26 protein-coding genes and 2 pseudogenes are annotated in these 26,628 nt (G+C 43.5%); 19 read left to right on the plus strand and 9 right to left on the minus strand.

The genetic code is table 11. The annotated features are described in order from the left end of the window. Positions 1-3: 3 nt before the first annotated feature. Together R7P35_RS26565 and R7P35_RS26570 are read right to left on the minus strand one after the other, a co-directional pair. Positions 4-247 (minus strand): annotated as a pseudogene (locus R7P35_RS26565) (EAL domain-containing protein); the annotation flags it as partial. Positions 248-318: 71 nt separating this feature from the next. After that, a complete protein-coding gene (locus tag R7P35_RS26570) occupies positions 319-549 on the minus strand; it encodes a hypothetical protein (protein WP_224721257.1) in 231 nt (76 codons plus the stop codon). Positions 550-1,017: 468 nt separating this feature from the next. On the opposite strand from R7P35_RS26570, the gene R7P35_RS02790 reads away from it, so the two are divergent. Further along, the gene (locus R7P35_RS02790) at positions 1,018-2,211 is read left to right on the plus strand and encodes an acetate/propionate family kinase (protein ID WP_005375697.1); all 1,194 of its coding nucleotides are present in this window, start codon (positions 1,018-1,020) and stop codon (positions 2,209-2,211) included. Positions 2,212-2,279: 68 nt separating this feature from the next. On the opposite strand, the gene R7P35_RS02795 is transcribed toward R7P35_RS02790, so the two are convergent. Further along, positions 2,280-3,209, minus strand: a complete 930-nt coding sequence (locus tag R7P35_RS02795; protein ID WP_047104466.1) for a LysR family transcriptional regulator — start codon at positions 3,207-3,209, stop codon at positions 2,280-2,282. 128 nt (positions 3,210-3,337) lie between these two features. Here R7P35_RS02795 and R7P35_RS02800 point away from each other — a divergent pair, with 128 nt between their 5' ends. The 4 genes from R7P35_RS02800 (at position 3,338) to R7P35_RS02815 (ending at position 7,192) form a co-directional block, all read left to right on the plus strand. After that, entirely contained in the window at positions 3,338-4,252 is a 915-nt protein-coding gene (locus R7P35_RS02800; protein WP_017821078.1) for an alpha/beta hydrolase, read from the plus strand. A gap of 72 nt (positions 4,253-4,324) precedes the next feature. After that, positions 4,325-5,263, plus strand: a complete 939-nt coding sequence (locus R7P35_RS02805) for an alpha/beta hydrolase (RefSeq protein ID WP_005375705.1) — start codon at positions 4,325-4,327, stop codon at positions 5,261-5,263. Between the two features lie 205 nt (positions 5,264-5,468). Beyond that, positions 5,469-5,771 carry a hypothetical protein gene (locus R7P35_RS02810; RefSeq protein ID WP_005375707.1) on the plus strand — a complete coding sequence of 101 codons (303 nt, stop codon included), beginning with the start codon at positions 5,469-5,471 and terminating at the stop codon, positions 5,769-5,771. A 401-nt stretch (positions 5,772-6,172) separates the two neighbouring features. Continuing rightward, positions 6,173-7,192 carry an alpha/beta hydrolase family protein gene (locus tag R7P35_RS02815; RefSeq protein ID WP_062730946.1) on the plus strand — a complete coding sequence of 340 codons (1,020 nt, stop codon included), beginning with the start codon at positions 6,173-6,175 and terminating at the stop codon, positions 7,190-7,192. A gap of 123 nt (positions 7,193-7,315) precedes the next feature. On the opposite strand, the gene R7P35_RS02820 is transcribed toward R7P35_RS02815, so the two are convergent. Then, complete coding sequence (locus tag R7P35_RS02820) at positions 7,316-8,122, minus strand: sulfite exporter TauE/SafE family protein (protein WP_062730947.1); 807 nt, start codon at positions 8,120-8,122, stop codon at positions 7,316-7,318. A 122-nt stretch (positions 8,123-8,244) separates the two neighbouring features. On the opposite strand from R7P35_RS02820, the gene R7P35_RS02825 reads away from it, so the two are divergent. The 6 genes from R7P35_RS02825 (at position 8,245) to R7P35_RS02850 (ending at position 13,549) form a co-directional block, all read left to right on the plus strand. Further along, positions 8,245-9,039, plus strand: a complete 795-nt coding sequence (locus R7P35_RS02825; RefSeq protein ID WP_213904519.1) for an AraC family transcriptional regulator — start codon at positions 8,245-8,247, stop codon at positions 9,037-9,039. Positions 9,040-9,378: 339 nt separating this feature from the next. Beyond that, entirely contained in the window at positions 9,379-10,047 is a 669-nt protein-coding gene (locus tag R7P35_RS02830; RefSeq protein WP_025767648.1) for a DUF1826 domain-containing protein, read from the plus strand. Between the two features lie 4 nt (positions 10,048-10,051). Beyond that, positions 10,052-10,522: a Fur family transcriptional regulator gene (locus R7P35_RS02835; RefSeq protein WP_025767649.1), complete on the plus strand. Its 471-nt coding sequence runs from the start codon at positions 10,052-10,054 to the stop codon at positions 10,520-10,522. Between the two features lie 84 nt (positions 10,523-10,606). Beyond that, on the plus strand, positions 10,607-11,941 hold the full coding sequence (locus R7P35_RS02840; protein ID WP_025767650.1) for a dihydroorotase: 1,335 nt from the start codon (positions 10,607-10,609) through the stop codon (positions 11,939-11,941). Between the two features lie 44 nt (positions 11,942-11,985). Continuing rightward, positions 11,986-12,546 carry a carbonate dehydratase gene (locus tag R7P35_RS02845; RefSeq protein WP_017635738.1) on the plus strand — a complete coding sequence of 187 codons (561 nt, stop codon included), beginning with the start codon at positions 11,986-11,988 and terminating at the stop codon, positions 12,544-12,546. Beyond that, positions 12,536-13,549, plus strand: coding sequence for a CobW family GTP-binding protein (locus R7P35_RS02850; RefSeq protein ID WP_025767652.1), 1,014 nt, complete (start codon positions 12,536-12,538; stop codon positions 13,547-13,549). Before R7P35_RS02845 ends, R7P35_RS02850 begins: the two co-directional genes overlap by 11 nt. Positions 13,550-13,756: 207 nt before the next feature. Here the strand turns inward: R7P35_RS02850 and R7P35_RS02855 are convergent, their stop codons facing one another. Further along, positions 13,757-14,629: an aspartoacylase gene (locus tag R7P35_RS02855; RefSeq protein ID WP_025767653.1), complete on the minus strand. Its 873-nt coding sequence runs from the start codon at positions 14,627-14,629 to the stop codon at positions 13,757-13,759. A gap of 147 nt (positions 14,630-14,776) precedes the next feature. On the opposite strand from R7P35_RS02855, the gene R7P35_RS02860 reads away from it, so the two are divergent. Together R7P35_RS02860 and R7P35_RS02870 are read left to right on the plus strand one after the other, a co-directional pair. Then, positions 14,777-16,036, plus strand: a complete 1,260-nt coding sequence (locus R7P35_RS02860) for a peptidoglycan DD-metalloendopeptidase family protein (RefSeq protein WP_033906942.1) — start codon at positions 14,777-14,779, stop codon at positions 16,034-16,036. 523 nt (positions 16,037-16,559) lie between these two features. Next, a complete protein-coding gene (locus tag R7P35_RS02870; protein WP_025767655.1) occupies positions 16,560-17,774 on the plus strand; it encodes a CobW family GTP-binding protein in 1,215 nt (404 codons plus the stop codon). A 144-nt stretch (positions 17,775-17,918) separates the two neighbouring features. On the opposite strand, the gene zigA is transcribed toward R7P35_RS02870, so the two are convergent. Then, positions 17,919-19,118 (minus strand): zinc metallochaperone GTPase ZigA, encoded by a 1,200-nt coding sequence (zigA, locus tag R7P35_RS02875; protein WP_033906943.1) that lies wholly within the window; start codon positions 19,116-19,118, stop codon positions 17,919-17,921. A 190-nt stretch (positions 19,119-19,308) separates the two neighbouring features. Here zigA and R7P35_RS02880 point away from each other — a divergent pair, with 190 nt between their 5' ends. Together R7P35_RS02880 and R7P35_RS02885 are read left to right on the plus strand one after the other, a co-directional pair. Next, the gene (locus R7P35_RS02880) at positions 19,309-19,734 is read left to right on the plus strand and encodes a TraR/DksA C4-type zinc finger protein (protein ID WP_025767657.1); all 426 of its coding nucleotides are present in this window, start codon (positions 19,309-19,311) and stop codon (positions 19,732-19,734) included. A 280-nt stretch (positions 19,735-20,014) separates the two neighbouring features. Continuing rightward, positions 20,015-20,623 (plus strand): MarC family protein, encoded by a 609-nt coding sequence (locus tag R7P35_RS02885; RefSeq protein ID WP_005375727.1) that lies wholly within the window; start codon positions 20,015-20,017, stop codon positions 20,621-20,623. Positions 20,624-21,043: 420 nt separating this feature from the next. On the opposite strand, the gene R7P35_RS02890 is transcribed toward R7P35_RS02885, so the two are convergent. Continuing rightward, positions 21,044-21,484, minus strand: coding sequence for a phosphate-starvation-inducible PsiE family protein (locus tag R7P35_RS02890; protein ID WP_005375731.1), 441 nt, complete (start codon positions 21,482-21,484; stop codon positions 21,044-21,046). A 179-nt stretch (positions 21,485-21,663) separates the two neighbouring features. Here R7P35_RS02890 and R7P35_RS02895 point away from each other — a divergent pair, with 179 nt between their 5' ends. The 4 genes and pseudogenes from R7P35_RS02895 (at position 21,664) to R7P35_RS02905 (ending at position 24,833) form a co-directional block, all read left to right on the plus strand. Further along, positions 21,664-21,837, plus strand: coding sequence for a hypothetical protein (locus R7P35_RS02895; protein ID WP_153294768.1), 174 nt, complete (start codon positions 21,664-21,666; stop codon positions 21,835-21,837). Between the two features lie 507 nt (positions 21,838-22,344). Beyond that, a pseudogene (locus R7P35_RS26575) lies at positions 22,345-23,031 on the plus strand (PAS domain-containing protein); the annotation flags it as partial. Between the two features lie 129 nt (positions 23,032-23,160). Beyond that, positions 23,161-23,565 carry a methyl-accepting chemotaxis protein gene (locus R7P35_RS26580; protein ID WP_372082083.1) on the plus strand — a complete coding sequence of 135 codons (405 nt, stop codon included), beginning with the start codon at positions 23,161-23,163 and terminating at the stop codon, positions 23,563-23,565. A 389-nt stretch (positions 23,566-23,954) separates the two neighbouring features. Then, positions 23,955-24,833, plus strand: coding sequence for a DMT family transporter (locus R7P35_RS02905; RefSeq protein ID WP_213867792.1), 879 nt, complete (start codon positions 23,955-23,957; stop codon positions 24,831-24,833). A gap of 46 nt (positions 24,834-24,879) precedes the next feature. On the opposite strand, the gene R7P35_RS02910 is transcribed toward R7P35_RS02905, so the two are convergent. Next, positions 24,880-25,788: a hydroxymethylglutaryl-CoA lyase gene (locus R7P35_RS02910; protein ID WP_054574355.1), complete on the minus strand. Its 909-nt coding sequence runs from the start codon at positions 25,786-25,788 to the stop codon at positions 24,880-24,882. Further along, positions 25,788-26,627, minus strand: a complete 840-nt coding sequence (locus R7P35_RS02915) for an enoyl-CoA hydratase-related protein (protein WP_064369188.1) — start codon at positions 26,625-26,627, stop codon at positions 25,788-25,790. The genes R7P35_RS02910 and R7P35_RS02915 overlap by 1 nt, the downstream gene beginning before the upstream one ends. Position 26,628 lies beyond the last annotated feature (1 nt).

Consider the following 26,628-nt stretch of genomic DNA (forward strand, 5'->3'; position numbering starts at 1 on the left):
TTTTTATGCGCGTCTAATACGGTTTTGCTTTTCATCGTGTTTGTTTACCCAACTTATTACTTCGTCTAAGGGCAGGGCAGAACAAGTAACCCTGAATGATGTCACAGCCTCGACTTCTCAAAAAATGCAGTGTGTCCATGTCTTGAACGCCTTCTGCTACGACCGAATACCCTAATCCATGTGCTAGCGCAATCGTGTTCTCAACGATAGAGCGGGAGCCTTCAGTGCGGCTTGCTGTGAAAAGAAATTAACCAGCTTACCTTGAAACGTATTATCAATCTTTCGACGTTTTTGAGGTTATCTCATAATTTGAATCAGTCATTGGCCTTCAGGTTGTGTCATGTCTTCGATAGACTCAAAGTAGTATTTACGATAAGGGAGCCCAGTAAGAGCGTCATGGACGGCATTGCGCTTCTCTCTTTCAGCAACAGTATGAAGCTTTAATATCGAATCGTTGCTCCACTTAATCACCAGCACGACAAAGATACTGCCGCCAAAAAGTATAAGAGAAACCCCCGTTTCTAAGAGAGAAGTAATAGGTTTTTGCATGATAGCGTGCAAAAAAACGGCATAAGCAAAAATGAAACAGCTGATTAACAATAATAGGAAAGTCCACCCGGTTACGTCAGTTTTCGAGCAGATGTTTTTTGTCATCTGCCATCCCCAGCAGAGCAAAATCAAACCTAAGATCACTAATAGAAATGCAATAGTGGGCACATTATTACCCCGATTTATTGATTGGTTTGTTATTTTTGTTCACCCAATAAACAACGTAGCTTATATATCTGACTTTGTACAAATTGACCTATTCATAAATTATGTTTAACAAGTGATATTTTTTAGTCTTCAAATAAAATCAAAACTTGCTACAGATCAACAAAATTTGTTCAATCAAATCGCTTTTACTAAAAGATTGTTGAAAGATTAAAAAATTATTGAATAATAGAGGGACAAACAAGAAGTACGCAGCGCACAAGCGCTATTACAACCTCTGCTCTACAACAGGATAACTATTTCATGTCTAATTCGTTTGTACTGGTGATCAACTCTGGTAGCTCTTCATTAAAATTTGCTGTTATTGATTCTGAAACCGGTGAAGCTTTGGTATCAGGTATTGGTGAGTGTTTTGGCCTACCTGAAGCTGAAATCAGTTGGAAATATCAGGGAGAAAAAACCGTTGAAGCAATTCCAGCTGGTGGCAACCATCATCAGTACGCTGTTGAGCGAGTGGTAAAACTACTCGATACTCTAGGTTTGAGCTCAAAATTTGTCGCTGTAGGCCATCGCATTGTCGCAGGCGGTGAAACCTTTAAAGGAACTGTGAAAGTTGATGAAACAGTTATTCAAGAAGTAGAGCGCCTTGCTGAACTTGCACCACTTCATAACAAAGCGAACGCTGAAGGCATGAGAGCGGCAATGGCGGCGTTCCCTTCACTGCCTCAATTTGCTGTATTTGACACTGCTTTCCACCAAACAATGCCAGCCAAAGCCTTTATGTACGCACTTCCTTACGAGCTTTACGAAGAGCATAAAGTGCGTCGTTACGGTGCTCACGGTACAAGCCACTACTACGTAAGCCGTGAAGCAGCGAAAATGCTAGATAAGCCGGTTGAAGAAAGCAGCTTTATCACTGTGCACTTAGGTAACGGTGCATCAGTGAGTGCGGTTAAAAATGGCGAATGTGTTGATACAAGTATGGGTTTGACGCCGTTAGCTGGCCTAATGATGGGCACTCGCTGTGGTGACCTTGATCCAAGTGTTATCGAGTTCCTTTTCCGTAAAGGCTGGGAAAAAGACGAAGTGTTCGAGATGATGAACAAGAAGTCAGGTTTCTTAGGTGTATCTGGTGTGACAAGTGATGCTCGTGGCGTACTAGAAGCAATGGAAGCGGGGAATTCACGTGCGAAGTTGGCATTTGAGATCTTCACTTACCGCGTTGCGAAATACATTACTTCCTACCTAGCGGCTCTGGATTCATTAGACGGCATCATCTTCACTGGTGGTATTGGTGAAAACTCACTACCAATTCGTCGTGAAATCTTGAAAAACCTAAAACTGTTAGGTTTTGTTGAAGATGAGAAAGGTAACGAAGATGCAAGATTTGGTAACGCAGGTGTTATTGCAACATCTGAGTTATTAGGTGCCAAAGCTCTTGTTATTCCTACTAACGAGGAATTTGTGATAGCTAAACAATCGGTTGAGCTATTGTAATATATAACGAAAACAGAAAGTTAAAAGCGAGCCTCGTGCTCGCTTTTTTACTTAAAGCAATTTGGTAATTACTCTTTGAGTTTCAGAGCTTCGCGCTTTTCGATTAAAAAATCCATCAAGACGCGGATTTTTTTCGGCATATGCTCTCGTGAAGGTATATATAAATAAAACCCAGGAAACTCTTTGCACCAAGGTGTCAGAACTCGGGTCAATCTTCCCTCATTTATGTGCTTTTCCACCCATAAATCAATATGCTTCACTAAACCCACACCCTGTATTGCAGCTTGTAACATACTATAGTCATCATTAAAAATAGCATTGCCTTTAGGCTCGAAAACGAGGGTGCGCTTTGCAACATCTGGAGAGGTTAGCGACCAATGATCAATTGTTCCGCTAGAGGTAAAACGATAAGCAAGGCAATTGTGACCTTCTAAATCCTCAGGAGTTTGAGGTAGTCCATTTTGCCTAAAGTATTCAGGAGAGCCCACTATTGCCGTTGTTAACGGCGGAGTAATAGGGACCGCAACCATATGTTCATCTAAGCTTAATCCTAAGCGAATGCCAGCGTCAACGCCTTCTGCGACGATGTTAGAAAACCCATCATCCATGATTAGCTCTAGGCGTATTTTAGGATAACGAGAGAGGAACTCACCTAGATAGGGCTCAATAAGCAGCCGAGCAGCGGTTCTTGATACACTGATACGGATTAATCCCGAAGGCTCAAGATGAGAGTCGTTCAATTCGTTAACGACCTGCTCAATGTTCATCAATGAAGGTTGCAAAATATCAAGCAGACGTTGGCCTTCTTGAGTCAACGACATACTTCTGGTGGTTCGATTAATTAACCGAACTTGTAGCTGTTGTTCTAACGCTTTTAGGTGTTGTGATAAGGCAGCACGGGTTACCCCCATTTCTAAGGCTGCTTTAGTGAAACTGCGATGGCGAGCAATATGTGCAAACCACGTCAGTGATGAAATTAAAGAAGGTTCTATTCTCATTTGTTAAGTATAACTAAACAGTCATGTAGATAAAACGATATTTATCCGAAACAGTGTGTTGACTAATATTACATCGAAGCTTAGGTCAGCCTGAGATGAACAGTTAACCTCTAATGGAGAATGTCGCTATGTCTAAAGTCACTTTCAAAAATCTCAATGGTCAAGGTATTGAGATTTCAGCGGTTATCAACTTCCCTACAGATTTTGATGCAAGTAAACAATATGCGGCGGTTGTTGTTTCACACCCAGGTGGTGGCGTAAAAGAGCAAACCGCAGGCCTATATGCGAGTAAACTTGCAAAAAGCGGCATAATTGCCATTGCGTTTGACCGTTCGTATCAAGGTGAAAGTACAGGTGAGCCTCGCCAAATGGAAAACCCTTACACGAGTACTGAAGACGTGAGCGCAGTCGTCGACTATCTGACAACGTTAGAGTACGTCGATAACGATAAAATTGGCGCAATGGGGATTTGTGCTGGTGCGGGCTATAGTGCAAATGCAGCGATCAATGATCGTCGAATCAAAGCACTGGGTATGGTTAGTGCCGTAAACATTGGCCAAATGTTCCGTAATGGTTGGGATAATTCGGTTAACGATGCTGACGCTGTTGGTTACTTAGAATTTGGTTCGAATGCTCGCACAACCGACACGAATGGTACAGAATTCGCGACTATTCCTCTAGCTCCGATGCGTGAAGAAGATGCCTCAAATGCAGAGCTACGCGAAGCTTGGGAGTATTACCACACACCACGTTGTGAACATCCAAATGCGCCGGGTTTTGCTCTAACTCGTAACTTAAACCAGATCATTACTTACGATGCGTACCACAAAGCGGAAGCATTCCTAACTCAGCCAATTCTTGCTGTCGTTGGTAGTGACGCAGGCAGCAAATGGATGAGTGATGACCTGATAGAACGTGCAGCGAGTTCAGATAAAACCTTGTATGCCATTGATGGTGCAAACCATATGTCGCTTTATGATGTTGCCGAATACGTCGATGACGCAGTATCCCAACTCGCATCTTTCTTCCAACGCACTCTTTAATATTCCCGATGAAAGGCTCAATTGCTTCGAGCCTTTCTGCTCTCAAGGCTTTTTACTCTTAAGGTATTGATTATGAATATGCAAAAAATCACTTTTAGAAATGCTGATATGGCTTGGGATATGTCTGCATTAATTTTATTTCCAGAAGGCTTCAATGAATCGAAACGCTACCCAACAATGATAAGCGTTCATCCTTTTGGTAGTTGTAAAGAACAAACATCCAGCGCTGTCTATGGTAAAGCCCTTGCTGAGTTAGGTTACGTCGTGATCGCATTTGACGCGAGCTTCCAAGGAGAATCGGGAGGATTGCCTCGCTACGTAGAAGACCCAAGTCAACGTGTTGAAGATATCAGTCGCGTTATCGACTATGCAGTAACTTTACCATATGTCGATGAGAATAGAATTGGTGGACTCGGTATCTGCGGCGGTGGTGGTTACATGATCAATTCAGCCCTAACCGAAAAGCGCTTGAAAGCTGTCGTAGGTATTACGCCTGTTAACTTAGGCCGCTTGTTCCGTGAAGGCTTTAGTATGTACGACCCTATCGCCAATCTTGAAGCTATGGCTGCACAGAGAACAGCCGAAGCTCGCGGCTCAGAGCTGAAAATCGATGAACTTCTTCCTCCAAATATTGAATTTGCAAAAGAAAATGGATTAACAGAACGAGACGTGTTCGAAGCTACTGAATACTACAAAACATCACGTGGACAAACCGAAGGTGGTGCAACTCGTATGCTGTTTTCACATGCACAGAAAACACTGAGCTGGGATGCCTTTGCATTTGCCGAAACGTTATTGACTCAGCCTGTTATGGCCGTGGTAGGGCAAAAAGTCGGGGCGTTTGGTGCTTATCGTGATGGGCAGGAAATTTATGGCCGCTCTGTTCAATCAAAAGACCGACAGCTGGTTAATTTGGAAAATTGGTCTCACTATGAACTGTATGACCATCCAGAAGCAGTCGGCATTGCAATGGACAAGGTTTCTGCATTCCTTGAAACACACTTAAAATAATCTAATAAGTTAGAAGCGTTTTGTAGAGTTGCAAAGCGCTTATTTTTAACAGCGTAAGATGTAGTTCGAAGCGAGTAGGTCGGTAAATCTTCGTGCGAATAACCTCATCTACAGGCTATTGACTAAATACCACTGCCAAATACTGTTTAAGACAATGTAGACTGAGACCTAATTAAAGGCGTTAGATAGGAAGGCAGTTTAATTCATGCGCAAATCAGATAAGAAGGTCGAGAATCTAATTAGAGAAGTGTTGACCGAAGTTTGTGAAGATACGCTAAAAGGCTACGATGGCTTTCTTTGGGTGACTCATACCGTCAAATTCTCTTCTTTTCCACAAAGTTTAGAAATAGTCTGTGTATTCGAAACGAAGCAAGATCGAGCTAACTTTTTTGAAGGAGAGGGCCGCCAGCATGTTTCCACAACTATTCAAAAGGCATTTAATAAGGTAGGAGTGCAACTAAAGAACGTCAGTAAGCAAATCAGTTACGATACAAAACAAAAGCATTAGCGCAGGCAGCAATGGTCCGTAATAAAATGGTGCTTGGCTACCTTGCTATAAAAATGCAAAGGGCACTGGATGGGCAATGAAGCTTCAGCTCACTTAGATATACATCGGTGTAACTATGAGTTATGGAGTTATGGATTGTGAATACGGTTGGTTTTCTAATGTTGCCTTAAGAGGCCATGATTAGTCGTTTACAATGAGTAAAGTACAAACTTCTGCATGGTGGATATCCGCAGAAAATTATTGAAAAGAAAGGCTCTAGCTGGAGCGGTCTATCATTTTCTTTGGGTTACCTCGACTATGAATAGCTTAATTGCTATGTTTCGCAAAATATATGGAGAATCTCCTGCGCGTTATTTTTCTAGATGCCGTGTAGAATAATGTGTTGACCGGCTGAGGGAAAAATGAAAACCAAAATAATAATGTCGTTTCTACTCGCTACATTGTGTGTCAGTGCCAGCGCCAGTACGAATGAGCCGAAATACCATTCTGCGCTAACAATCAAAACGGGATTCAGTGAAGACAGAGATAAGCCAGTAGAAGTCTATTATTGGTATCCCACAACGAACGAAAAAAACAATTTCACGTTTGGTAGGGGGAACATTTTTAAATCAGTCGAAACGCAGTTAGATGCCCCTTTAGCAAGTGGAAAATTTCCCGTTGTGCTTTTGTCGCAGGGCGGAACACGGTCAGCGTTTTCCCACAGTGGTTGGATAGCCTCGAGCCTGGCGCAACAAGGTTATGTCGTTGTGGTACCAAAGCCTCCTGCACCGAACGAAATCAATGCAGAAATGGCTGTCGATGAAATCACATTCAGAACCAGTGATTTGGTGCTTGGGCTGAACGAATTAAGTTCGGTCGGGATACTGTCCGGAGGCGTAGATACTGATGCAGTGCAGGGGGTCGGCTTTTTTCTGGGCGGCACATCTATGCTGATGCTCTCCGGAGCGCAAATAAGCCCGGAGAAATATCGAACATCGTGTCACAACGCCACCAATGTAGACTGTCATTGGTTACGTGAAAATAACGTTGATATTACCAGCATCCCGGATCAAAAATTTCCCCGATTTCAGTCTGAAAACAAACTGAAATCGGTCGTCGTTATCAACCCTGAGCTAACGAAAACTTTTGTCCCTGAAACTCTGGCCTTGATGAACAATGCTATCACCGTGGTGGCGCTCTCTGATCGGCTATATCCCGCACTGACACCAGCCGAATCACTTGTTGCTCTTCCCAATGTAACATTTCAAGAGATCCCCAGTGCGAGTCAGTTTAGTGCGTTCGCAGAATGTACTGAGCGTGGCATTAAAATTCTCGCATCAGAAGGGGAGGAAGCACTTTGCCAGGAGCGTGACGAGGTTTCCAGAAAGGACAATCATCAGCACATTTTGGATGTAATTCTGGCCAGGTTAACAAAGTCATAAGAGTGCAACAATGAGGAGCTTTCTTACACATTGTGTGCTTGGACCAGCAAAGCGAGAAGTAAGTTTTTGCAGGCTTATCCTTTCACCATAGTGCAAGGCCTACTAGTGACCGTGTTATTTGCTCTAACTAAGTACTTGTACCAACATTTTAAAGCTTAGAAGAACACACAAAATACCAACGATTTTCTTAAGAACTTTATTTGGGAAATACTCTGCACAACGCACGCCGAGGCTAGTAGTTAAGTAGCTACTAATGGAGAAGCTGAGCATTGCAGGAAGGTATATGTATCCTAAGACTAAGTTGTTCCAATCTGTATTTTCCCATCCGTTTAACATGTAACCGAGGCTTCCTGACAGCGCGATAGGGAAACCTATCGCAGCAGAGGTTCCAATAGCACGTTTTACTTCAAAATTTTGCTGGACAAGATAGGGGATGATCAACCCCGCACCGCTTATAGAGACAAGTGCTGATACAGAGCCAATCACCGAGCCTACAGTGATATTACCGATAGCCCCATGTGGGTTAGGGTTGTACTCATTTTCAGTGTTGAGAAACATCTTATAAGCAACATACAACATGAATACGCTGAAAAAGCCTGCCAGATAGACTCCTTGTAGATACGATGCTACGAATGTGGCGCAAAATGTTCCGACTAGAACTCCGCTCAACATTTTTACTACCATTGTCGAGTCTACATTCTCTTTTTTGTAGTGAGCGCGCATGCTGCCCAATGTTGTAACAATCATCGAAGCCATTGATGTCCCCAACGCAAGATGCACTACTTCCGTATCAGCTATTCCTTGTAGTGAAAATAGAAACGCAAAAATAGGGACGGCCATTCCACCACCACCCACACCAACGAGTCCTGCGAGAAAGCCAATGCCCAAGCCTGCCGTAATGTAATAGATAATAAAGATAGGTTCGTTCATGATGGTTCTGCCTTCGATAAAATGGTCGTTGCTAAAATGTTACTCGAACGCTAACTTGCTATGGTAACGTTAAGAGGACAGAAAATAATGAATAATGGCCAAAATGGAATTGAGTAAATAAAGTGACAAACTCTGATTACAGCGAATGGAAAAATGGCGCCGCACTGATCGTTAAGGAGTGGCAGCATGAAAGGAGCGACTTCAACCATTTGGATCAACGGCCACATAATTGGCACAGTCATCATCGAGGCCAGTTACTGTGTATAGATGAAGGGCTAATTCAGGTCAAAACCGATGAAGGAACGTGGATACTACCACCTCACCGAGCTGGTTGGATCCCCCCGGGTGCGATGCACAGTGTTTATTTTTGTGGTTCTCTGAAAGGTCGTTCATTACTGTTTACTCCAGAGAGTTGTGAGCGGTTTCCAATGAGACCTTGTGTTATCCAAATGAGCGATGTGTTGAAAGCCCTATCGGTTAGAGCATCGATATGGAGCAAAACAGACGATCTATCCATACAGTCTTTACGTATTCTTGCCGTAATATCCGATGAAATCGTCAATAGCCCTCATGAGTCACTCCACATCCCGCTGCCCAGAGATCCGAGACTGCAAAAAGTTACTCAAGCAATTTTAATAGACCCAAACAGCAAACATTCTGTGGAGCATTGGGCCAATATTGGGGCAGTCTCATCTCGGACGTTAAGACGATTGATTCGAAGTGAGTTAAACATGAGTTTTAGTGAATGGCGGCAACAAGTACTGCTAATACATTCATTAGAAATGATAGCTCGAGGGGAATCGGTGGGAGATATTGCACATGCTTTAGGTTATTCGACGCCCAGTAACTTTATTGCGATGTTTCGTCGGGTCTATGGCGATTCACCCACGCGTTACTTTTCTAATCGCGGAATATAATTTCCGTGCTCGCATGCTCATGATGTTCCCCTAATTATCTTTAATCAAAAAAGGTAAATATTGAAAAGATTAATTGTTATGTTATAACATTTCCTTGTTTGGGGCTCTACAATTTGTTGTTTAAAGAATTGATCTCACAACCAGTAGTCTCCTATTGAGAGAGAGTAAACGTTGATTTCTTCACAAGCGCTGTCTGACTTGACTCTACATGGGGTGGGACTGTGTCAATATGTCCGTGAACTAGAGCGAAATCGTAACGATTACTAGGTCTCATAGCCCTAGAAAATCAACGTTATTAAAACCTTTACCTGACCTTTTTAACGCTTGGGAGGAAGATATATGAGCATTGATGTAGTTGAGAACCCGCTTCGTGTCCAAACAACATCATCGTTGGCGATATCGACATCAGCGAACATACTTAGCGACATCTACAAACCAGAGCACAATATTGCCATATGGCAGCGAACGCTCTCGAAAGAGTTGACGAAGGACATTAATCTGATGCTGGCTCAGGAGCCTAGATTGGCACTGGTACAAAGTGTCACGCCAGATGATGCTGCACAATGGGTACGAAGCAAGTTAGAGGGCTATGCGTGTGCTGATGCGCTGAGTGAAGATGTTGCTTTAATCGTCGATATGTTCTGCTGTTTGTTTGAGGTTAAAGAAGCAGGTTTGAGACTAACTCGCCTAGACAGCCCGATGTGCCCGAAATTTCACTTTGATCGTGTGCCTTGCAGACTTGTCATAACTTATACCGGCCGAGCGACCGAATGGTTAACCAACGATACCATTGATCGCACTAAACTCGGTGCCGGTAGTCTTGGTCAACCTGATCACCTATCGGGCTTATACGACTCTGAAAGTGCCATACGACGAATGCAGCCTGGCGATGTTGCCCTGCTCAAAGGAAGTGGTTGGGAAGGCAATGAAGCCACTGGACTTATACATCGCTCTCCACATGTTGCAGACAATGAACGTCGCTTACTACTCACATTGGATTTCATCTAGAGATATGAGAAAGCTCAAAACGGTAGATGACGTCATGAAGCAGGTAGAGAAAATCTGCCTGCTGCGAGGTAAACAACTCACTACTAAACGGAAATTGATACTGACTTCGCTGCTATATGCGGAGAAGCCGCTTTCTGCCTACGAACTAGTTGACTACTGCAATCACAACTTTTCTCAAAACATTCAAGCGATGTCGGTTTATCGAATACTCGATTTCCTTGAAGCAGAGCACTTTGTCCATAAGCTCAATACATCTAGTAAATACGTCGTTTGTTCTCAAATCGCGTGCGATCAGGAGCATGGCGTTCCACAGTTTTTGATTTGCTCTCAGTGTGGAAAGGTTAGTGAAATAGCGGTTGAAGCCAATGTTATTTCTAGCGTATGTGCGAAAGCCATACAAGAAGGCTTCACCGTTCTTAGCCCACAATTTGAGATTTCCTGTGTTTGCGATGAATGCGCAAAGCGCCCCCTATGAGGCGGACACACGATCTCCCCTTATAGCTTCACAAGGTGACCGAGTATTGGCCACCTTTTCAAATTATCTAAAAGAATGAATTATATGTCAGCAACATTGATTAAAAACGCTCGGGTGGTCAACGAAAGAGCCATTACCGAAACAGATTTACGTATTGTTGATCAAAGAATTGACAAGATTGCTACTAATATATCCGTACAACACGGAGATATTGTAATTGATGCTAAAGGGGCTTATTTACTGCCAGGCATGATTGACGATCAAGTGCATTTCCGAGAGCCAGGGCTGACACATAAAGGCACAATTGCAAGCGAGTCGCGGGCAGCGGTAGCCGGCGGTATTACAAGCTACATGGAAATGCCCAATGTTAGTCCGGCTACAACGACTATTGACTCGTTAGAGCGCAAGTTCGCTCTCGCTAAAGAAAGCTCGTTTGCGAATTATTCTTTCTACCTCGGTGCAACCGAAGACAATCTTGAACAGATTAAACAACTTAACCCCAAACAACATTGTGGTGTGAAAGTATTTATGGGGGCATCAACGGGAAATTTGTTAGTCGAAGATCCGCAAGCGTTAGAGGCAATTTTTCGTGATTCTCCAGTACTTATTGTTACTCACTGTGAAAGTGGGGCTGTCATTAAACAAAATCAGCAAAAGCAACGACTTAAGAAGTCAGAGTTCACCATCGAAGACCATCCCATTTTGCGTGACGAAGAGGCGTGTTACGCCTCATCTGCTTATGCGGTAGAACTTGCCAAAAAATATCACAGCCAACTGCACGTGCTGCACATCACAACGGCGAAGGAGCTAACGCTGTTTGACGCGAGTGATATTCGAGATAAATCAATCACCGCGGAGGCTTGTGTTCATCACCTTTGGTTCAGTAGCAATGATTATGCAGAGCTCGGTAACCTGATCAAATGCAATCCTTCAATCAAATCCCCTAATGACCGTGACGCACTATTGGCAGCGTTAAATACAGGTCAAATAGATATCATTGCAACAGATCATGCTCCTCATACCTGGCAAGAAAAACAAGTGTCTTACGAGCAGGCGCCAGCGGGGTTGCCGTTAGTTCAGCATGCGTTACTTACACTCTTAGATCATGTCCGTTTGGGCCATATGAGCTTGACTCAAGTAGTCGAAAAAACAGCGCACAATCCAGCCATTCGCTATGGCATTCAAGGCAGAGGCTTTATTCGTGAAGGTTACTACGCTGATTTGGTATTAGTTGATGCTCATACCCCAACACGAGTTAGCCACGAAAACAGTTTATATCACTGTGGTTGGTCGCCTTTTGCTGGACATGAATTTTCAGCTCAAATTCAAAAGACTTGGGTCAATGGCGCGCTAGTTTATGCCAATAACAAAGTCATCGATAAACCAGCTGGAGCGATGCGTTTATCCTTCAATCGTTAAGTCGCTGACCGTAAAAAAAGAGCCATAAACAAACTGGAAGCATTATGTTAAGAAGAAACCCAACGGGCCATATGCCACAGGTGTCCTCAACAGCCTTTATCGATCCAACCGCTATTATCTGTGGCAAAGTCATTATTGAGGATAACGTTTTTATTGGACCCTATGCTGTTATTCGAGCTGACGAAGTTAATAACCATGGAGACATGGAAGCTATCGTCATCAAACGTGACACCAATATCCAAGATGGTGTCGTAATTCACTCTAAGGCAGGGGCTGCGGTGACCATTGGTGAGCGCTCATCCATTGCTCATCGTTCGATTATTCATGGTCTTTGCCAGGTTTGTGATGATGTTTTCATTGGCTTCAACTCCGTCGTGTTCAATAGCGTCATCGGTGAGAGGTGTGTTATTCGTCATAACTGTGTCGTCGATGGCCTCGATTTACCCGCTTATTTCCATGTACCACCGATGACCAATATTGGTGTCGGTTTTGATTTAGAGAGTATCTCTAAAGTGCCGCCAGAATATTCAGCTTTTTCCGAATCCGTCGTTTCTGCCAACCATGAACTAGTCCAAGGCTACCGGAGAATTGCCAATGAACTTTAATAAGCCACTGATTTCGCGAGTGCCGACTAACATCATCACTGGCTTTCTCGGGGTGGGGAAAACATCGGCAATAATGCACTTATTGACCCATAAACCTAGCCATGAACGTTGGGCTGTATTGGTCAATGAATTTGGCGAAGTTGGTATTGATGGCAGCTTGTTACAAGGCCAAAAAAAACAACAAGACCAAGTGTTTATTCGAGAGGTCCCCGGGGGATGTATGTGCTGTGCAGCAGGTCTTCCGATGCAAATCGCTTTAAATCAATTATTGTCTGAAGCAAGGCCAGATCGATTGTTGATTGAGCCTACAGGTCTTGGTCATCCTAAAGAAGTACTGCAAGTGCTATCGACCGAGTATTATCGTCAAATTCTCGCTTTGCAAAAAAACATTACTTTAGTCGATGCACGTAAACTATCGGATCCTAAGTACACTGAGCATGAAACGTTTAACCAGCAAATCACTATCGCAGATACAGTGGTAGGTAATAAGCGCGATCTCTATCAAGATGAAGATGAGCAAAAGCTGACGGCTTATATAGCAAAGCTCGGTCTGCGGGAAACAAAAGTGATTTTCGCTGAACATGGCGCTATCCCTTTTCATGAATGTGAGGGAACGACTCGTATTGACGTGCAAAAAACGCCCTCTGTTCTTTATCGTGAAAGAGAGAAAAAGTCACTTGTTCCTGAGTTGCCTATGCCTGAGAGCGGCATTCTAAAAGCAACCAATCAGGGGGAAGGTTTCTACAGTATCGGTTGGCGTATCTCCGCTGAAAACGTGTTCGATCATCAAAAGCTGAGATTATTGCTGCTCGACCTCAAGGTCGAACGAATGAAAGCGGTTTTTATCACGGGAAGCGGTATTTTTGGTTACAATCTAACATCAGATGGACTCACAGAGTTTGAACTAGACGAGTGTTCAGAAAGCCGCCTAGAACTGATCTCTTCCGGTCTAGATGACCAATTTGAAGATAGATTATTTCGATGTTTGGAGAAGGCATCATGATAGAAAAGAGAAAACTCTCCTTTTAACCATAATGTCTTACCTCCTTAAAATTCTAGTGGGGTTTCTTTTAAAGCTGCGCTTAAGGCACTTATGCTGCCGTATTAGGGTGGAGTTAGTACCCGTATTTTCTGCCTATGCGGCTCAGGCACAGTTTTATTCATGGGGTGAGGTATCCACGTTACACGTGGCCTAATTACTTGCTTTAAGTTACACGGAAGAAACACGTCTTTTTTTAGCGAGGGCCATTGCTATATTTGCGGTACTGTAGGCGCTCTCATTGATAAAGTGCGGGTAAATTTCCCCTTTGCCATTCCAATGGATATCATAACCAGCGAAAGTCGCTAATAAAGGTGCTCCTGGTTTGACCGCCTCAAAATCTCTGCCACAAATAGTAGGGTGTACTAGTGCTTGCCGCATACCCTCTTGATCAAGTGGAACCCTGATTTCTTCGGTGTAAAAAAACGCCTCATAATCGCTCAGTAAGCCTATTTGGTTGAGGTTGTGCTTTTCAACATAGTCCAATACTGCGGTAAGCATCTGTTTCATCAACTCCAACGTACTGTACTCTAGGGCACCATGTGCTTGCGCCCCGACCTCAATCATTATTCCATATTGCCCAGCAGTACAAAGGTAAGGTTGCTCTTGCCATTCTTTTCGCTCTTCGAAAAGGATATGTGCTGATGGCATTCGTTGTTTGACGTACGCGCCCAGTTTCCGATAAAAAACATCGTTAGAAAGCAAAATCAACGTCGCTCCCATATTGCTTGTTGTATTGTGCAGGTCAACAATCAACAGTTTTTCTTGGTTTGCATATTTCTCGATAAATTGATGTGTAATCTTGCTTTCATGCAAATCAGGACAATGATTGCTATTCATTGCTGAGAACTCGCGATTTAAGTCTGTATCGATGTATCGGACGTTGTGTTTTACTGCTTCGGAGTTTGCGATGATCGAGCAGGCTGAAAAGGTTGATCTATTGACAGAGTAACGTTTTTCTTTGATTAGTTTATGTAAATAAATACCAGAAAGTTCGTTTCCGTGTGTTCCTGCAACGATAAGTGCTGAATTGAATGTGTTCATTATTGAGCCTTCTCAAAGAGAATGGGTTGAATGACTGGTCTTCTCTTAGCCAATCCAGTGAACTGAATAAACGTTTACTAAACTGAGTAAAAATAATCCTAGATATGTTATAACATAACAATCGTTATTATTGATACTTAGTTTCTCATGAGTCAGTTTAAATTTATTGCTTTAATCGTTGCTGTGTTTTGTTTTTCGGTCGCTTTGCTTCTACCTACAGAGGATGAGCCAAATCAAGATAGTCACAGCGTTCAACTGAATCAAAGCAGTGATTCGTCACCACCTCCATCATCAAAGATAGTGGTTCCCTCAGATGTCAGTTTGACTCCGTTGCCTAAACCTAAACAAATACACTATATAGTTAAAGTGGGAGATACGCTCAGTGGTATCTTCGCTCAATTGGGTCTCCCTTACGGTATTTTGCAGCAAATTCTCTCAGTTGATCTTGATCACCTGCAGCTAGATATGATTAAGCCCGGAGAAGAGCTTGAATTAGTGATGGATGACATGGGGCAATTGAGTCGACTAATTTATCATATGAGCCTTGTAGAGAAGGCTATCTACACTAGAGAAAACGATGGCTCCTTCTCTTACGAATTTCAGGAAATTTCAGGGGAATGGCGTGAAACCTTATTTTCGGGAGAAATCAAAGGGAGTTTTTCAGTCTCGGCACATCGAGTAGGATTGGCATCAGGCCACGTCGCAAATATTACGCAGGTGATGAAAGATAAGATTGATTTTGCGCGATCTCTTAGAGCCGGTGACCGTTTCGATATATTAGTGAAACAGCAATATTTAGGTGAACACAAAACTGGCAATAGTGAGATTAAGGCTATTTCTTTTAACTTAGCGAGGGGCGAAGTCGCTGCATTTCTAGCCGAGGATGGACGGTTCTATGATAGAGCTGGTAACAGTTTGGAGCGAGCGTTTAACCGTTATCCTGTCGATAGGGCATACCGCCGAATCACCTCTGGGTTTAACCCCAAGCGTAAACACCCAGTGACGGGAAGAGTCACCCCGCATAACGGAACGGACTTCGCGACACCAATCGGTGCGCCAGTTTATTCTACTGGGGATGGAAAAGTAATTGCGGTCCGCAAGCACCCTTATGCCGGTAATTATTTAGTGATTGAACATAACAGTGTGTACAAAACTCGTTACCTACACTTGAATAAAATCTTGGTTAAAAAAGGTCAAGTTATAAAGCGTGGGCAAAAAATAGCCCTCTCTGGGAATACTGGTCGTTCAACCGGACCACATTTACATTTTGAAGTTTTAGTTCGTAATCGTCCGGTTGATGCAATGAAAGCCGACTTACCTATCGCGAAGTCGCTTCCTAACATCCAGAAACCTTCATTTTTGGCGCGAGTATCAGAGTTTGATTATCTAGTAGAAACGAAAAACTGAGTCCCGACAATTTGTTAGGGCTCAGTTATGCTATTTTGTGTTGTGAGGTTGGAGCAATAGGTGAGTGTCAATATGTGTTCCTAGAAGAATAATGACTGCGATTTTTTCTTTTACGTGTGCCCACATCCGCAACATCGGACGCTTTGCAACAACCTCCGCCTTTGATCGGCCTACGTGAAAACATCACACCAATTGCGAGCATCGCAATACAACTTAGGAAAATAAGAACGGTAAGAACTAAAGTCATAACACCACCTCCTATAAATCGCTGTATTGTCATCTTTCTCCAATTTTATAAACAAAGCAATGGTCGTTTTGTAACCACTTATTATTTTTATCAATAGTCAGACCTTTGCTTGTGATGAAACGTGATGAGAAACGAAGGAGAGTTCTGAGAAATCAGCCCCTGTGATCTTTACCGATTCTTAAGTTTTGCGTCTAAGACAGCAATTGGATTCCTTCTATAACTCACTAAGTTGTTATGTTATAACATGCGTTCATCCAGAGTTTGTAGGTCAAAAGTATGCCATCAATTCCAGTCACCATTTTGCATGGGTTTCTCGGGTCCGGGAAAACCACGTTTTTACGCAACATTCTTCAACAAGCCGATTCTTCTGGTATTGATCTGTCCGTTATTGTTAATGACATGAGTGAGTTAGACGTCGATGGCGTGCTTATCTTAAATACCGATGCGGTGAGTGAAGAGCAGGGCAACTTTGTTACGATCAGTGGAGACAGCATCAGCAGCCTGAGTGGTGTAAAGCAGCTCGATAAAGCCCTTAAAAAGCTCTGCGCAGAAAAATCGCCAGAATGGGTTGTGATTGAAACGTCGGGCAGTAGTCATCCTTTACCTTTGGTCGAGTACTTCAAAAGTAACGCACAATTCGCACTCAAAGACGTAATTACGTTGGTGGATGCGACTTGGTTGCGAGATGACTATCGACAAGGTTCTGCCTTAATCCCTAAGTGGCAGGAGAACGTGCAGCAGGGTGTTCGCGGCGTTGAAAACTTGTTGGTAGAGCAAATCATGTTCTCAAACCGTATCATGCTCACCAAGACGGACAAAGTGGACGACAATACCGTTCGCAACATCGCACAGGCGATTCACCCGCTTAATGTTTACACCGAGATAATCAAAACGTCATGGGGAAACTTGGATATCCGCATGTCGAAAGGTGAGCAAGACTACAATTTCTTCCTTGTTGAGCAGCTAATCGCAGAACTTCGTGAGACGGTGAATGAGCCGTTGAATCTCTCTGATAAAGACGAACAAAGCCTTGTCGCCAAAGTGATCAAAGACGATCGGCCTTTTCATCCTGCGCGTTTGTGGAATACCTGCCATCAGTATTTAACTAAAGGTGTGTTCCGTAGTAAAGGGTTCTTTTGGTTCCCAACTCGAGACGATGTTTCACTGCTTTGGAGTCAAGCAAACGGCAACGTGGGGCTTGAAATTACAGGCTTTTGGCGTGCTTCGATAATCAATGACGAATCGCAAAACTTCACTGAAGAGCATCGTCAAATCCTGCAAGATAAGATAGACAGTGTTGAAAGCCGCTTTGGTGATCGTCGTTGTCGCTTAACGGTGATTGGGCAAGAAAACGAAATCGATGTGTTTATTGATGCGCTGGAAAACTGCTTTTTAACGGATGCGGAACTGGAGCAATGGCAACAAGGGGCAACATTTGAAGATCCTTGGCCAAAGAAAATAGCTAAGTTGAGTCAGAAGAAGACGCTTTGAATGCACTGGTGAGGATTCCCTCGCTGCATGTTTGCTCGGGTTGTTTCGAGAACGGACTTACTGAATTGGCTCGGTATACCAAAATTGGCTCTGTGTAACGAGAAAGCCTCCCGAATGGTGGGAGGCTTTTTGTATCTCAGTCGTTTACTGTTCCCATTCAGGGAAAGGGTCTTCCAGAGATAACCAATAGTCGAGCCCTTGCTCCATCTCAACTTCTGTTAACAAGCATTCGTTGAGACGAGCAATCAACTTCTCTTGCTCTAATCCCTGACCAATAAACACCAATTCTTGTCGCATATCGCCGTATGGTTCTTGCCAAATGTCGTTTATAGCATCGAGGTAATCTTGATCCGTCGGCCATTCCTCCTTCGGAATCGCTTTCCAAAACATACCCGCAACACCATAACGTGCGATGCCTCCCGCTTGGCTCCATTGACCGACAAACTCTGGTCTGGTTGCTAGCCAAAAATAACCCTTGGAACGAATTAGTTTGCCGTAATCTTTCGCATTGTGGAGGAAGTCGTAAAACTTCTCTGGATGGAAAGGGCGTCTCGCATGATAGGCAAAGCTAGAAATGCCGTATTCTTCGGTTTCCGGTATGTGCTCGCCTCGCATTTCCTTCAACCAACCTGGGGCTTGTTGTGCCTTTTCAAAACTGAAGCTTTGTGTGTCGAGTACCGCATCAAGTTCTACTTCACCATTCGAGATAGGAAGAATAGTGGCCGATGTATTAAGAGTTTTAAGAATCGCAAGAAGCCTTTCGATTTCTGATTTCTCAGCAAGGTCGGTTTTACTTATCAAGATAACGTCAGCGAACTCTACTTGATCAACGAGTAAGTCAGCAACGCTGCGTTCATCGTCTTCACCTAATGATTCGGCTGTCTCTGTTAAGAACTTAGCTTCATCGTAATCACGCAGAAAGTTAATCGCATCAACTACTGTAACCATGGTGTCTAAACGTGCAACGTCTGAAAGTGAGAGCCCGTTTTCATCGGCAAAAGTAAAAGTCTCTGCAACGGGGAGTGGCTCGGCGATGCCAGTGGACTCGATAACTAAGTAATCGAATCTGCCTTCTTGCGCGAGTTTAGTAACTTCTTCAAGTAGATCCTCACGCAGGGTACAACAGATGCAGCCGTTACTCATTTCAACCAACTTTTCTTCACTGTGGTTGAGAGAAACTTCATTCTGAACGGTCGCTGCGTCGATGTTGACTTCGCTCATGTCGTTGACGATGACCGCCACTTTTCTGCCTTGTCTATTGTTAAGAATATGACTTAAAACGGTTGTTTTTCCTGCGCCTAGAAAGCCGGACAAAACCGTAACAGGGAGTTTCTGGGTGTTCATGCTCATGCTCTTTATAGTGTAATGTTATAATATAACAATTAATATAGTCGGTGATCTTAACTCTGGCATCAAGCAGTTTGTGACTGTGTCGAGTACTGCACCTTATTGGCGCATTCATTCGTCGTTAAGTTATACAGATTCAGATGTACGGAATTTAGAGAGCGAACTCTTATCTCGGTGTGGAGGTTCTATGAACGAAGAGAAAAAGCATGTCATGACAGAAGAAGAAATTCTTGCAGCGCCCGAGGCGGATTATATGAATGAAGCTCAGCTCGCATTTTTTGAAAACCGATTATTTGAGCTTTATGAATCGACGTTAGCGCATATTGAACGCGCGAAAGAAGAGATGATTGCGCCAATGGAATTCAGTGACGAAAGCGATAGGGCGTCCAGTGAGGAGCAATCTGCAATCGCATTAAGAATCATAGATAGAGAGCAAAAGCTGTTACCTAAGATTCAACGATCGTTGGCTCGCTTGCGCGCAGGGGAGTATGGCTATTGTTTAGAGTCCGGAGAACCTATCGGCATTCCAAGGTTATTGGCACGACCTACTGCTGAATATAGTGCAGAAGTAAAAGCTCAAATGGAGTCAAAAGAGCACTGGTATAAACACTAAAGCCTCACTATCTTATGACGTCGATATTCTTCTCGTTCACTTGTTTTTTTTGATGTTCTCTGAGAAGTCTAAAGCGATGGCGACTACCGTTAGGTATGGTAGTCATTACCTTTGAGATATTAATAGTTATCGATAGGATAGAAGTAAGTTCTGTATTGTAAATAACGCACCATTTTTGTTTTTCTGAATGAGCTCTCGCTATGTTAGCGTCAAACATTTTCTCTGCTACTTCAAGCTGATCTTCTATCCTTAAAGCTAAATTGGTACTGGAGAAAGTAGCATGATTGACTTTGTGGCAACTTTTATCTTTTTCTTTGCTGTCATCGATCCCATAGGTACTGTGCCCGTTTTTATCGCAGCCACAAAAAGCTATGAAGAAGTGGCAAAGCGTAAGGTCGCTCTGTTTGCGACTCTATTCTCCGCTGCTATCCTACTGTTTTTTGTTGTTGCTGGTGAAATCATACTTACAGCAATGCGTATTCCCTTGTCTGCGTTTCAAATCTCGGGCGGTATCGTATTGTTCTTGTTTGCTTTGACTATGATATTTGGTGAGAGTAAACCAGCAGAAGAAATCAGAACGCTCAATAGTCATCATGATACAGCAGTTTTTCCTCTAGCCATTCCATCAATTGCTAGCCCTGGCGCAATATTAGCCGCCGTTTTACTCACAGAGAACGTGCGGTTTAATATTTGGGAGCAAGTCCAGACCGTGGCTGTGATGCTACTGGTACTATTGGTTGTTTATATCTTGCTATTAATGGCCAGCGGCATACACAGGATTATTGGGAATACAGGAGCTAGCGCTGTAAGTCGGATCATGGGGTTGATATTAGCCGCTGTGGCCACGACCAACACTCTGAATGGGATTGAAAGTTACTTTGACCTTTAAGGCTGTTTCGCAAACTGAGCTGAAGGTATACGTTAAGAGCTAATTTTACGGCGAGATGACCGACCACCTGACAATCACTTTTCTGGCTGTTACTTCTAGCCGGATGTAATCCTTCAGGCTACTCGTGACGACCTTGTTTAAGAGGACCACGGAAAAGTTGAAAGTAAAATGCATAGATGTTGAGGGTATATATCAGATGGGGGAACTGGAGCAACACTTGCCCCCATTGAGCTGTGCCAATACTCAAAGATTAGCTGCTAGAAAACAATATCGATAATTTCTCCGCCTAGGCACTACTCTATAATCTTGTAGTCTCGCAGTATATAGAGCCTAGCATGGAGGAATTTATTAGCTTCAACGTGCCAAGACAAGACTTTTTCATGCCGTGAGAGTATCTGAAAAGTCGGGAGGCTGAGAAGTTTATTCAGTATGGCTCTTATTGGGCAGTTTATGGATCAGCCAGTAACCAAGACTCATACTAAGAACTACAGCCGCAATTCCAATCAGGTACATTGGAGACAAGGTTTCAAAGTCTATAATAATGACCTTTCGGGAGATTGCCATCAGCGCGGTGGCCATGACGATTTTTACATGAATAACATTTTCTCTCAGGTAAATAGTTATATTGATGAAAATTTCAATAGCAATTAAAACGGCCATAAAAGCACCAAAAGTGGCTAGCATATCTGAAATCGTCAGAATGAGTTTAGGTGGCGTGATAAGTTTTTGATATATCGTCCATGCAACATCTATCACACCCATGACGATTACAAACAACATAACTATCGACAATACTCTTACAGACCAATGAATCACTATCTGTAATTTTTTTGTTAACTTATCATTTTTATCGACTTCCATGGCCCTGTTTCCTTCGCTTGTTTATGTTCACTTAACCTTCATATGTTGAAGCTAGACAATTGAATACATGTCGTTTAAAGCATAGTTGCTGTGGTGAGAGATAGAAGCGTCCGAGGGAAGGAAGTTATGAAACTTAGGAGTGGGCACAATGTTGGACACATAATGTAATCTCTGGTGTCATGCGTTATTACCTCATTACCTCATTACCTCATTGCCTCATTTCTGATCGTGACGAGTCGACTGGTGAGGTGGTGATTCATCACCTTCACGGCAAACTGAATGAGCGGATACCACAACGTATTGATACTGGGCAAATCGATGCGCTTGTTGCTGGTTCCTCCGTGCGTTGTTAATAGAAATACAAGCGAATAAGGAGTGGGTAATCGCTCAAAAGTCGGGTGGAAAAGCGGTAAAACGGCGAAAATTATTGGAACTAAGTCAAGGCCCTTTTTTTAAATGAAAAGGCTTATTGATCTGAACACACCACTTCTCCATATAAGTATATCCACAAATACAAACCTCAAATTGGCGATAAAGAGCTTTAATATTGATAAATATATAAACAACTTGGGTGCTGAAGAAATTTCAGTATACTGCGCTTAGGTTACACTGGAGAAAAAATCGCCGTATTCCCTGCGGGGTCCTTTGATAAGAAATAGAAATCGCGTTTGAATATGCAACCAAACGATTTTGCCGCTTGCAGTTTATTCGGTATACAAATAATAAACCTTTGACTAATCCGAAGGTCGGTCAAATGAGAGAAAGTCATGTTTTTTAATAAGTCGCTTCAACAAGAAAATCAACGATTAAAGCAGGAGTTGCAAATCCTGCAGCAAATCCAAACCAGTTTAGATGAAGAGATGATCCGCTTAACATTGGATAGTAAAGGCCTCATTACTTCTGCAAATACTAAGCTACAGCAAGAACTTTTCTTAAATGATGATGAGATCTTAACGAAATCAATTACTGAATTGGTACCGTCAAATTCGCGCAATACAGATCACTTTCATCGAATGAAGAAAGCCGTCCAAGATAAAGTGTTCTGGAATGGGGCATTGCAAGTACAGAAAGGTAATGGTGAGGAAGCCTGGTTAAGAACGATTATCCAGCCTGTTTTAAATGAGCACAGAGAAGTAGAAAGCTTTTTTGTTTTTGCTTCTGAACTTACGCGAACGATCAAATCATCCCGTGAGCAAGAGGACATGCTAAATGCATTAAGTCGTTCTATGGCGGTGATTGAGTTCACATTAGATGGCCATGTTTTAAAAGCCAACGATAATTTCCTAAACACAATGGGTTATACGCTTGATCAGATTCAAGGGAAGCATCATCGCATGTTTTGTGATCAGGAAGAGTCGAGCTCTCAAGCTTACCGTGAGTTTTGGCAACGTTTAGCAAAAGGGCAATTTTCATCAGAGCGATTCAAACGAGTTAACCGTTATGGTGAAGAGGTGTGGCTAGAGGCTTCATATAACCCTATCCATAACGACAGAGGAGAGCTCTACAAGGTCGTTAAGTTCGCGACAGATATTACCCAGCAGGTGATGCAGGAACAGAAAATGGCCCAGGCTGCGCAATTGGCGAACGAAATCTCCCAAGAAACTGGTACACAAACCCTGCAAGGGCAAGAGGTTATAGGCTCAACGTTAGAAAAGATGCAGATACTTTCCGAGCAAATGCAGCAAGCGAACACCGCGATTGACGAGCTTAAAGCGCACTCATCGCGTATTAGCGAGTTGGTAAATAGCATCAGTGGTATCGCTGACCAAACTAACTTATTGGCGTTAAATGCGGCGATAGAAGCGGCTCGTGCGGGTGAGCATGGTAGAGGTTTTGCCGTTGTTGCTGATGAAGTCAGACAGCTTGCTACAAGAACCAATGCAACCACCGATGAAATTGTCACAATGGTCAGTGAAAACCTACAGCGAACAGATAACGCAGTTAAGCTGATCGCTAAATGCCAAAAAGAAGCACTAGATACGCTAGAGCTCTCTGAAAAAGCAGGCAATGTGATGAATGAAATACAAGATGGCGCTAGCCGTGTTGTAGAGGCCGTGGAGCAATTTAACCGCTCGTTGTAGTTAATCAATAGGTTTTCATTGTAGGGGCGATGGGTAAAAAGCAATTCACCTTATTCAACCTGTATTGAGGAGCGTTGAAGTCGCAATACTACTCCTGCCGCAGTCAAGTTAAGCGTTTTGAAGGGGAGGTAGTTCGACACCCGGTACAGGTTTTAGCCAGTTTGCTTGCTGTATAGAATGCTAAAGTAATTTAGTATGCGAAAAGGCTTGCCTTAAGACTTTGCCTGCATTTAATGTATCTAGCAGCAGAACTTCAATCTGCGTGACAACAATACAGGAGAGGATCGGGCTTTCACTTCCGCTCGACAGAAACTCCTTTCAAATTTACACAATAGCGCAGTAAAACTCTCTTGCTGCGCTATTGTGTGTTCCATATTTTGTGAGTACTTATGTTTAACTCAGAACGCAAAGCGACGGTTATTCTGGTTGCGACGACGATGATCGCTGCACTTGGCTGGATATTCTCTAAGGAAACAATACAGGGTTTACCACCTTTTGGCTTTATTGGGGCGCGATTTACTATCGCTTCGCTCTGCTTACTGCCTCTATGTTACCGACCTTTGCTGAAAGCAAACTTAAAAGATGTGCTTTCTGCTGGTGGTGTCGGGCTCCTGTTAGGCAGTGCCGTTATGACATGGATTTACGCTATTTCTATCAGTGATACTCTCGGGGAGGGCGCATTTATCATGAGCCTTTCCATGCTGTTTGTGCCGATTGTTGCATGGGTTATGTTTCGTCAACGACCACAACGAATTTTCTGGCTTTCTTTGCCTATCGCTGTACTAGGTCTTGCTTGTCTTTCTTTAGTTGATGGCTGGAAACAATCGGCCAGTCAATTGTGGTTTCTTGGTGCAGCACTGGTTTTGGCGCTTCATTTTAATGTGAATAGCAAATACTCTCAAAAACTACCTGTGCTGCTGCTTACTTGCGTGCAACTTTTTTCAGCAGGTTGCTTAGGTTTGTTGGTTTCATTTTTTATGGAATCTTTCCCGGCAGAGGTTGACTCCTCTATTTGGTGGTGGTTTGCGTTGAGTACCTTATTAGCGACGAGCTTGCGTTACGTAATGCAAACCATGGGGCAAAAATTTGTTCAGGCAGGTAACGCTGCTCTAATTATGATACTAGAACCAGTTTGGACGGTTATTCTGAGCGTGCTGTGGTATGGCGAAGTGCTAACGGCAAATAAACTAGTAGGTTGTGTGCTTATCTTATTTTCTCTAATTATTTATCGTACTGGCGGGCGGTTTCGCTTCCCTACTCGAAAGTAGAGCAAGTTAACTTGGGTTGGGAGAATTTGAGGTGCCGGATGGCCTTCTACGAAAGTGATAATACGCGGTTACGCAATGCTAATGACACTTTTGATGTAGGCTGCCGACCCAGCTCTTCGCTGATCATCCAGCCAGCTTTAGCCAGTAGCTCTAAGTCGATCCCCGTTTCTATTCCTAACCCTTGGCATAAATATAGTACATCCTCCGTTGCGACATTTCCTGATGCGCCATGAGCGTATGGGCATCCACCCAGCCCAGCTACACTGCTGTCGATGGTATTGATGCCCATATTCAATGCTTGATGAATATTGGCGAGTGCTTGTCCCCATGTATCGTGGAAATGGACAGCAAGCTGGGGAAGAGGTGCAACCAACATGACGGCTTCTAGCATAGCAGCGATACGGTTTGGCGTGCCTGTACCGATTGTGTCGCCTAGAGACACCTCATAACACCCTAAATCGATGAGTGATTTGACCACGCTCGCCACTTGTTTAGGGGCTGTCGGGCCATCGTAAGGGCAGTCGGCAACGCAGGATAGATAGCCACGAACAGGGATGCCGTGTTTGGTGGCTAATCGCATTACAGGTTCGAAGCGAGTTAGGCTTTCTGCAATCGAGCAATTGATATTGTGTTGGCAGAATCCTTCTGAGGATGAAGTGAAAATTGCGACCTGATTGGCGTCAGCCTCCAACGCTTGTTCTAAGCCTTTTAGGTTTGGAGTCAGGGCAGAGTAGGTAACATGATTTCGCCGTGTTATTGCTTTCATGACCTCTATTGAGTCCGCCATTTGTGGCACCCATTTGGGTGAGACAAAAGAGCCCGCCTCAATATGCGTTAACCCAGTATCAGAGAGTAAGTTGATCAGCCGGATTTTAGTTTGGGTCGCAACAGGAGATTCATTTTGCAACCCATCTCTAGGACCTACTTCGACAATCTTTACTTTGGAAGGTAGCATTACTTGTCCTGTGACTTGGTGACCCAACTTGGGCTACGTTTTTCAAGAAACGCTTGCAGCCCATCTTGACCTTGGGGTGATACTCTAATGTCCGCAATGAGCTTGCTAGTATAGTGAATCAGTTGTTGATCAATGGGGTTTTGATGACATTGATGGCAGAGCGTTTTTGCTTTACGCATCGCATCTGGGCTATTCAGTAGTAAAGTCTTGATTACGCTACCGACCGCACTTTCAAGCTGTTTGGCTTCTTTCACTTCGTGCACAATACCAAACCGTTCGGCATCTTCGGCTGAAATGACTTCACCACTTAAGATATAGCGTCTAGCTTGTCTATTCCCCATCGCGCGCATGACGTAAGGCGCAATGGTTGCTGGAACTAAACCAAGCCTAACTTCACTTAAGCAAAAGTTGGCACTTTGGCTTGCGATGGCGATATCACTACAACAAATCAACCCTAAAGCACCACCATAAGCGGAACCTTGAACAACTGCGATGGTGGGTTGAGGGAACGAATCTAATGTTTCCATGAGTCTTGCCAAGTTTTGGGCATCAACGAAGTTATCTTGCCTCGTGCTGTCGGCCATCGACTGCATCCAATTCAAATCGGCCCCGGATGAAAAATGCTTACCGTTACTTCTTAATACCAAGCACCGCACATCCGTTCGTAAAGCGAGATAATCTAGGCGGTGGATCAGCAAGTCGATCGTACAAGCGTCAAAAGCATTGTGTTTGGCTGTTCTGTTTAGGGTAATGGTCGCTACGCCATTATCATCGACATGCCAAAGAACATCATCTTGCCTTTGGGCGTTGGGAACAATGCTTGGTTGCATTTCCTGCATA

Source organism: Vibrio sp. Vb0304, assembly GCF_033338995.1.
In the GTDB taxonomy this organism is placed as follows: domain Bacteria; phylum Pseudomonadota; class Gammaproteobacteria; order Enterobacterales; family Vibrionaceae; genus Vibrio; species Vibrio alginolyticus.